7 protein-coding genes, 1 pseudogene and 1 riboswitch are annotated in these 7935 nt (G+C 70.7%); of the genes and pseudogenes, 5 read left to right on the top strand and 3 right to left on the bottom strand.

Going from position 1 to position 7935, the window contains the following annotated elements; genetic code table 11:
- Positions 1-585 (bottom strand): annotated as a pseudogene (gcvT, locus tag ACFDTC_RS07610) (glycine cleavage system aminomethyltransferase GcvT); the annotation flags it as partial.
- A 115-nt stretch (positions 586-700) separates the two neighbouring features.
- Positions 701-798: riboswitch (glycine riboswitch) on the bottom strand.
- A gap of 96 nt (positions 799-894) precedes the next feature.
- Here gcvT and ACFDTC_RS07605 point away from each other — a divergent pair.
- Positions 895-1482, top strand: coding sequence for a gamma-glutamylcyclotransferase (locus tag ACFDTC_RS07605; RefSeq protein ID WP_375258280.1), 588 nt, complete (start codon positions 895-897; stop codon positions 1480-1482).
- On the opposite strand, the gene gltX is transcribed toward ACFDTC_RS07605, so the two are convergent.
- On the bottom strand, positions 1463-2788 hold the full coding sequence (gltX, locus tag ACFDTC_RS07600) for a glutamate--tRNA ligase (protein ID WP_375258279.1): 1326 nt from the start codon (positions 2786-2788) through the stop codon (positions 1463-1465). The two genes, ACFDTC_RS07605 and gltX, sit on opposite strands and share 20 nt — an antisense overlap.
- Before the next feature lie 111 nt (positions 2789-2899).
- On the opposite strand from gltX, the gene ACFDTC_RS07595 reads away from it, so the two are divergent.
- From ACFDTC_RS07595 to ACFDTC_RS07585, 3 genes are read left to right on the top strand one after another with little or no spacing between them, the layout of a single operon-like run.
- On the top strand, positions 2900-3841 hold the full coding sequence (locus tag ACFDTC_RS07595; RefSeq protein ID WP_375258278.1) for a 1-phosphofructokinase family hexose kinase: 942 nt from the start codon (positions 2900-2902) through the stop codon (positions 3839-3841).
- On the top strand, positions 3842-4378 hold the full coding sequence (gene thpR, locus ACFDTC_RS07590; RefSeq protein WP_375258277.1) for an RNA 2',3'-cyclic phosphodiesterase: 537 nt from the start codon (positions 3842-3844) through the stop codon (positions 4376-4378). It begins immediately after the preceding gene.
- Positions 4375-4764, top strand: a complete 390-nt coding sequence (locus ACFDTC_RS07585) for a metallopeptidase family protein (protein ID WP_375258276.1) — start codon at positions 4375-4377, stop codon at positions 4762-4764. Before thpR ends, ACFDTC_RS07585 begins: the two co-directional genes overlap by 4 nt.
- A 12-nt stretch (positions 4765-4776) precedes the next feature.
- Here the strand turns inward: ACFDTC_RS07585 and ACFDTC_RS07580 are convergent, their stop codons facing one another.
- Positions 4777-6432, bottom strand: coding sequence for an NAD+ synthase (locus ACFDTC_RS07580; RefSeq protein WP_375258275.1), 1656 nt, complete (start codon positions 6430-6432; stop codon positions 4777-4779).
- A 172-nt stretch (positions 6433-6604) separates the two neighbouring features.
- Between ACFDTC_RS07580 and ACFDTC_RS07575 the strand changes: the two genes are divergently transcribed.
- The coding region (locus tag ACFDTC_RS07575; RefSeq protein WP_375258274.1) for an MORN repeat-containing protein at positions 6605-7935 on the top strand (1331 nt) is incomplete at its 3' end.

Raw genomic sequence — 7935 nt, 5'->3', positions numbered from 1 at the left:
CCAGGCCTCGGCCCCGCCCAGCGTCAGCGTGGTCACGTCCATGAAGCGCATGTCGGCGACGGCGGCATCGTGTTCGGCCAGAACCGCCTCGGCCTTTGGGCCCTGCAGCGCCAGCAGCGCGCGGTCCTCGATCAGCTCGACGGCAATTCCCTTCGGTTCGAGCGCGTCGCGCAGGCGGGCGACGTCGGCGTCCTTGCGCGCGGCGTTCACGACCAGGAACAGGTGATCGCCGCGGTTGGCGATCATCAGGTCGTCCTCGATCCCGCCGTCGTCGTTGGTGAAAACCGCATAGCGCTGGCGGCCTTCCGGCAGGCCGACCACGTCGACCGGCACCAGGCTTTCCAGCGCCTCGGCGGCGCCCTCGCCGCGCAGCACCACCTGGCCCATGTGGCTGACGTCGAACAGCCCGGCGGCCTCGCGCGTGTGCAGATGTTCCTTCATCACGCCCAGCGGGTACTGCACCGGCATGTCGTAACCGGCGAACGGCACCATCTTCGCGCCCAGCGCGCGATGCATCGCCTTCAGCGGTGTGTGTTGAAGCTCGTCGACCTCGGCCATGCGCCCCTCCGGTTCTGTCCCGGCCATGCGGTCCGGGCATGCAGGCGCGAAATCCGTCCGCGCGTCATGCCCCCTCTGTCCCGTCGCCTGAGATCGTTATCCCTTCGGCGTCCCGGACGTGCCGGGATCTCTCCAGAGTCTTCTTGCCGCGACGGTCCTTGGGCCTGAGAGTTTCCGGGGCGGTTGCTCCTTCGGCACCGGGTCGGGCGGCTGCCCTTGCGGTTCTCCCATCGCGGTTGCCGCGACGCTAGACGATCGCGCCGGGGCTTTCAAGCGCGCCCCGGATTTCGCCCCGGCCCTTTGACACCGCCGGCGTTTCGGGCCTTCATGCCGCCCATGAAGCACCCTTATTTCTTCGGCTACGGATCGCTGGTGAACCGGCGGACGCACGTGTTCACCCCCTGCCATCGCGCCCGGATCACCGGCTGGCGCCGCGCCTGGTGCGCCACCGCCAGCCGGCCGCAGGCCTTCCTGACGGCGATTCCCGACCCCGAGGCAGAGACGCTGGGCCTGATCGCGCCGGTGCCGAACGACGACTGGACGGCGCTCGACGCGCGCGAGGAAGGCTACGACCGCCACGACGCCAGCGCGCAGGTCGTGCACGAGGCGGGCGCGGTGTCGCGCATCGCGGTCTATGCGATCCCGGCCAAGGACCAGCTGGCATCCAGCACCGAGCACCCGATCCTGATGAGCTATCTCGACGTGGTGGTGCAGGGATTCGCGGCCGAGTACGGCGAGGACGGCGCGCAGGCCTTCTTCGACACGACGGCCGGGTGGGAGACGCCGATCCTGAACGACCGCGCCGCCCCGCTGTACCCGCGCGCGCAGGCCCTGACGGCGGCCGAGCGGGCGCTGGTCGACGACGGGCTGGCGCGGCTGGGCTGCCGGGTGCTGAGCGAACGGCCTAGCGCGGGCCGGGCTTGACCTGAAGCAACGGCATGACGTGGGCCATCTCGGGGCCGCGTTCCATGCCGGTGACGGCCTTGCGCAGCGGCATGAACAGGCCCTTGCCCTTGCGGCCCGTGGCGTCCCTGACCTGCGCGGTCCAGGTCGACCACGTCTCGGCGTCGTAGGGCGGCTGACCCAGAAGATCGAAGGCCTGGGCGACGAAGTCGCGATCCTCGTCGGCGACCACGGGCTCGGCCCCGTCGCGGAACAGCGTCCACCAGCCGGCGAGGTCGTGGCGCGTGGTGATGTTCTCGCGCGTGACGTCCCAGAACAGCGCGGCCTTGTCGGCCGGCACGCCCAGCGCGGCGATGTCGTCGGCGACCGCCTCGACCGGCAGGGCGTGCAGCTTGCGCGCGGTCAGCGGGAACAGGTCGTTCACGTCGAACTTCGTGGGCGCCGAGCCGAACTGTTCCAGCGCGAAGCCGTCGGCGATCTCGTCCAGCGTCATGCGCAGCTCGACCGGCTGCGACGAGCCCAGCCGCGCCATCAGCGACAGCAGCGCCTCGGGCTCGACCCCCTGCTCGCGCAGATCCTTCAGCGACAGGGTGCCGAGGCGCTTGGACAGCGACTCGCCGGCCGGGCCGGTCAGCAGCGAATGGTGCGCGAAGGACGGCGGCGTGCCGCCCAGCGCGCGGATCATCTGGATCTGCGTGGCGGTGTTGGTGACGTGGTCGTTGCCGCGCACCACGTGGGTCACGCCCATCTCGATGTCGTCCACGACCGAGGCGAGGGTGTAGAGCACCTGCCCGTCGGCGCGGATCAGCACCGGGTCGGACACGCTGGCCGCGTCGATCGAGATCGGGCCGAGGATGCCGTCCTCCCACTCGATCCGCTCGTGGTCCAGCCGGAAGCGCCAGACACCGTCACCGCGCTCGGCGCGCAGTTTCTCGCGCTCGTCGTCCGACAGGGTCAGCGCGGCGCGGTCGTAGACCGGCGGCTTGCCCATGTTGAGCTGCTTCTTGCGCTTGAGGTCCAGCTCGGTCGGGGTCTCGAACGCCTCGTAGAAGCGGCCCATCTCGCGGAAGCGGTCGGCGGCCTCGGCGTAGCGGTCGAGGCGCTCGGACTGGCGTTCAACCCGGTCCCAGGTCAGACCCAGCCATTCCAGGTCACGCTTGATCTGGTCGACGTACTCTTCCTTGCTGCGCTCGGGATCGGTGTCGTCGATGCGCAGGATGAAGGTGCCGCCGGCCTTGCGCGCGATCAGGTGGTTGAACAGCGCGGTGCGCAGGTTGCCGACATGGATCAGGCCGGTGGGCGACGGGGCGAAGCGGGTGACGGTCATCGGGGCCTCCTTGACGGCGCGGTCCTTTCACATGGCGCGCGCGTTGTCCATATGACACGCAGGTGGCACGCTTGCCGCCGTGCTTGTCCCGCAATCCGCGAAGGAGGCCATATGACGCAGATCGTGACCCTGACGCTCAACCCGGCGCTGGATCTGGGCGCGCATACCGACCGGGTGGAGCCCGGCCCAAAGCTGCGGCTGAGCGCGCCCGAGGCGCATCCCGGCGGCGGCGGCGTCAATGTCAGCCGCGCCATCGCCAAGCTCGGCGGTGTGTCCCGCGCGCTGGTGTCGCTGGGCGGTCCCACGGGCGAGCGGCTGGCCGCGCTGCTGGACGACGAGGGGCTGGACGTGGTGCCGATCCTGTCGCCGGGCGAGACGCGCTTCAGCCTGGCGGTGACGGATGCGGGCGGCGCGCAATACCGCTTCGTGCTGCCGGGACCCGACTGGGACGAGGGCACGCTGGGCGCCGCGGTGGGCGCCGTGGACGAGGCCGCCGATCCGGACGCCTACGTGGTGCTGTCGGGCAGCCAGCCGCCGGGAGCGCCGGCGGGGTACGTGACGGAATTCGTGCGCGCGCTGGGGCCTGGCCGGCGGGTTGTGGTCGACACGTCGGGGCCCGCGCTGGTGGAACTGGCCGCGGGCACGCCGCCGGCGCCCTGCGTGCTGCGCATGGACGGGGCCGAGGCCGAGGCGCTGGCCGGCCACCCGCTGCCCACGCGCACCGACACCGCCGATTTCGCCGAGCGCCTGCGCGTCGGCGGTGCGGCGGAAACGGTCGTGATCGCGCGCGGCGCGGACGGCAACGTGATGGCCGGCCCCGAGGGGCGCTGCCACGTCACGGCCGCCAAGGCGCCGGTGGTCAGCGCGGTGGGTGCGGGCGACAGCTTCGTCGGGGGCATGGTGATGGCGCTGGCAGCGGGCGAGAGCCCGGACGAGGCGCTGCGCTACGGCGCGGCGGCGGCCTCGGCCGCGGTGGTCACGCCGGGGACCGAGCTGTGCCGGCGCGAGGATTTCGACGCCTTCCTGCCGCGCTGCGTGATCACGGCGCTGTAGATGCGGCTGTTCATCGCGCTGCCCCTGCCGGACGAGGCGCTGGACGACATCGGCGCGCTGCAGTCGCGCATGCCCAAGGGGCGGATGGTGGACGCGGACAACCTGCACCTGACGCTGGCCTTCCTGGGCGAGTGCGACGCCGAAGAGGCCGAGGCCGCGCATGACGCGCTGGACGGTCTGCGCGCGCCGGCGGTCAGCACCGCGCTGGCCGGCCCCGCGATCTACGGCGGCCGGCACGGGCAGGCGGTCGCGCTCGAGGCCGATGCGGGCGCGCCGCTGTTCGAGTTGCACGACCGCCTGCGCGGCAGGCTGCGCGGCGCGGGCCTGGTGCCGGAACGCCGCCGTTTCCGCCCGCACGTGACGCTGACGCGGCTGCCGGGGCGGGCCGATGCGTCGGGCTGCCTGCAGGCGCTGCTGGGCGCGCGGCTGGGGCCGTACCTGCTGGACCGGGTGGTGCTGTTCTCGTCCGTGCTGCACCCCGACGGCGCGATCCACGAGCCGCTGATGGTCCGCCCGCTGGACAGAGAGCTGCCATGACCAAGACCGACGCGGCGGCCTTCCATGCCATGGCGCGCACCGCCATCGAGAGCTTCCCGGCGCCCTTCGCCAAGGCCGCCGCCGAAGTTCTGGTGCGCGTCGAGGACTGGCCCGACGACGCGATGCTGGACGAGCTGGGGATCGACGATCCGCTGGACCTGACCGGGCTCTACGATGGCGTCCCGATGACGCACAAATCCTTCGCCGACCCGGCGCCCTACCCCGATACGGTCTGGCTGTTCCGCAAGCCGATCCTGGCGGAATGGCGCGACCGGGGCGACGTCGATCTGCCCGACCTCGTGGCCCACGTCACGGTGCATGAATTCGCGCACCATTTCGGATGGTCCGACGACGACATCGCCACCATCGACCGCTGGTGGGAGTAAGCCGCGCCCGGGCTACGCGCTGCGCCAGCGGTTCACGATGGGATAGCGTCGGTCGAGCCAGAAGGCGCGCCTGGTCAGGCGCGTGCCCGGCGCGGACTGGAAGCGCTTGTACTCGCTGACATAGAGCAGGCTTTCGACCTTGCGCGCGTCGGCCTCGGCAAAGCCCGCATCGACGCAATCGGCGACGTCGCCGTCGCGGTCCACGAGGATGGTCAGGATCGCGTCGAGCACCGGATAGTCGGGCAGTGAATCGCTGTCCTTCTGGTCGGCGCGCAGCTCGGCCGAGGGCGGTTTCGAGATCACGCCGTCGGGCATCACCGGCCCGTCGGGGCCCATCATCCAGGCGCGGTGGTTGGCGTTGCGCCAGCGGCAGGTCTGGAACACGCGGGTCTTGTAGAGGTCCTTGATCGGATTGTAGCCGCCGGCCATGTCGCCGTAGATCGTGGCGTAGCCCACGGCGACCTCGGACTTGTTGCCGGTGGTCAGGAGCATCTCGCCGAACTTGTTGGACAGCGCCATCAGCAGCAGGCCGCGCAGGCGGGACTGGATGTTCTCTTCGGTCAGGTCGGCATCGCGCCCCTCGAACAGCGGGGCGAGCGTCGCGGTGATCGCGTCGCGCCCGGCGTCGATCGGCACGTAGTCGTAGCGGCAGCCCAATGCCTTGGCGACGGCCTCGGCATCCGCCAGCGAGGCGGGCGAGGTGTATTCCGACGGCAGCATGACGCAGCGCACGTTGTCGGCGCCCAGCGCGTCGACGGCGATGGCGGCCACAAGCGCGGAATCGACGCCGCCCGACAGGCCCAGCAGCACCTTGCCGAAGCCGGTCTTGGCGCAATAGCTGCGCAGGCCGTGGACCATCGCGGCGTAGTCCTGTTCCCACGCGTCGGGATGCGGGGTGAAATCGCCCGGCTCGGCGCGCCAGCCGTCGTCTGTGCGGGTGAAGTCGACGTGGGCGATGCATTCCTCGAACACCGGAAGCTGCACCGCCACCCGGCCACCGGGGTTGAGCACGAACGAGCCGCCGTCGAACACCTGGTCGTCCTGCCCGCCGGTCATGTTGAGGTAGACCAGCGGCAGCCCGGTCTCGACCACGCGGGCGACCATGTGGTTCAGCCGGACCTCCTGCTTGTCGCGGTAATAGGGCGAGCCGTTGGGCACCAGCAGGATCTCGGCCGCGGTCTCGGCCAGGGTCTCGGCCACGTCGTCGTGCCAGGCGTCCTCGCACACCGGAGAGCCGATGCGCACGCCGCCCAAAGCGTAGGGGCCGGTGACCGGGCCGCTGTCGAAGATGCGCTTCTCGTCGAACACGAGGTCGTTGGGCAGGTGGTGCTTGAGCACGCGCGCCACGACCCGGCCGCCGGAACAGATGTGGTAGGCGTTGTAGAGGCGCGTGCCCTCGACCCACGGCCCGCCGATGGCAAGCGCCGGGCCGTCCGCGCAATCGCGGGCCAGCTGCTCGACCGTCTCGATGGCGGCGGCGTGGAAGGCGGGCTTCAGCGTCAGGTCCTGCGGGTTGTAGCCGGTCACGAACATCTCAGGCAGCGCCACGAGATCGGCGCCGGCCTCGCGGCCTTGCGCCCAGGCGTCGCGCGCCTTGTCGGCGTTGCCGCGCAGGTCGCCCACCACCGGGTCGAGCTGCGCCAGCGTCATGCGGAGGCGGTCGGCCATGATATCCTTCCCGGGTCATCGGTTCGTCCGCGCACCCACATAGCAGACGGGTGCCCGAGGGGAAGCCGGTAACGCCCGCGACAGAGGCGGGGGATAAGCCGTTGCCCCGTGCGGCCCGCTCCTTTACCGTCGGCGACCGAGCGATCCCCGAAAAACGGGCGGGCATGAAGGCATGAGAACGGCAGGCATCTTCGCGGTCCTCGTGGCGCTGGCAGGCGCGGCGCAGGCGCAGGACGACGACATCCAGACCAAGGAATACGACGACGGCGGCGTCTACGAGGGCACGTTCCAGGACGGGCTGCAGCACGGCACCGGCACCTACCGGCTGCCCAACGGCTACGAATATACCGGCGACTGGGTCGAGGGCGAGATCCGCGGCCAGGGCGTCGCGCGGTTCCCCGACGGGTCGGTCTACGAGGGGCAGTTCGCCAAGGGCAAGCCCGAGGGGATGGGCCGCATCGTCTTTGCCTACGGCGGCACCTACGAGGGCCAGTGGCTGGACGGCAAGATCACCGGACAGGGCGTCGCGGAATACGCCGACGGCTCGCGCTACGAAGGGTCGTTCCGCAACAGGATGCCTCATGGAAGCGGGGTGCTGACGGCGCCTTCGGGCTACGTCTATGACGGGATGTGGGTCAACGGCGTCAAGGAAGGCGAGGCGACGATCACCTATCCGGACGGCTGGGTCTACGAGGGCCGCGTGTCGGACGGCGCGCGCTCGGGCGCCGGAAAGATGACGAGCCCCGACAACCTTGTGTACGAAGGCACCTGGAGCGACGACCAGATGGACGGCGAAGGCCGGCTGACCCAGCCAAACGGCGACGTCTACGAGGGCGAGCTTGCCGGCGGCCGCAAGCAGGGCCAGGGCCGGGTCATGTACGCCAACGGCGAAATCTACGAAGGCGCCTTCGAGAACGACCAGCGCCACGGCCAGGGCCGCTTCGAGGGCGCCGACGGCTACGTCTACGAGGGCAACTGGGTCGAGGGCCAAATCGAGGGCCAGGGCCGCGTGACCTATCCCGACGGCTCGGTCTACGAGGGCGCATTCCAGGATGGCCTGGCGAACGGCGTGGGCAAGATCACCTATCCCGACGGCGCCACCTACGAGGGCGACTGGGTCGACGGCGTGATCGAGGGCGAGGGCATCGCCACCTACCCCAGCGGGCTGGTCTACCAGGGCGGGTTCCGCAGCGCGCAAAACCACGGTTTCGGCGTGCTGACCTATCCCGACGGTTACCGCTACGAAGGCGAATGGGTCGATGGCGCGCGCGAGGGCGAAGGGACTTCCACGCACCCCGACGGCACCGTCTACCAGGGCGATTTCCAGGACGGAGAGCGGCACGGCCAGGGCACGATCACCATGGCGAGCGGATTCTCCTACACCGGGGAATGGCGCGACGGCGAGATCGAGGGCGAGGGCGTCGCGACCTACGCCAACGGCGACGTCTACGAGGGCACGTTCGAGGCCGGCCGCCGGCAGGGCAGCGGCACGATGCGCTACGC

It is taken from the genome of Citreimonas sp. (genome assembly GCF_042096055.1).
GTDB lineage: Bacteria > Pseudomonadota > Alphaproteobacteria > Rhodobacterales > Rhodobacteraceae > Citreimonas.
The sequence above is the reverse complement of the archived record's forward strand: the minus strand, read 5'-3'. Positions and strand labels throughout refer to the sequence as shown.

Bases quoted from the DNA above. Each gene is read 5' to 3' on its own strand.
- ACFDTC_RS07605 (WP_375258280.1), top strand. From the start codon at position 895: ATGAAGCACCCTTATTTCTTCGGCTACGGATCGCTGGTGAACCGGCGG.
- gltX (WP_375258279.1), bottom strand. From the start codon at position 2,788: ATGACCGTCACCCGCTTCGCCCCGTCGCCCACCGGCCTGATCCATGTC.
- ACFDTC_RS07595 (WP_375258278.1), top strand. From the start codon at position 2,900: ATGACGCAGATCGTGACCCTGACGCTCAACCCGGCGCTGGATCTGGGC.
- thpR (WP_375258277.1), top strand. From the start codon at position 3,842: ATGCGGCTGTTCATCGCGCTGCCCCTGCCGGACGAGGCGCTGGACGAC.
- ACFDTC_RS07585 (WP_375258276.1), top strand. From the start codon at position 4,375: ATGACCAAGACCGACGCGGCGGCCTTCCATGCCATGGCGCGCACCGCC.
- ACFDTC_RS07580 (WP_375258275.1), bottom strand. From the start codon at position 6,432: ATGGCCGACCGCCTCCGCATGACGCTGGCGCAGCTCGACCCGGTGGTG.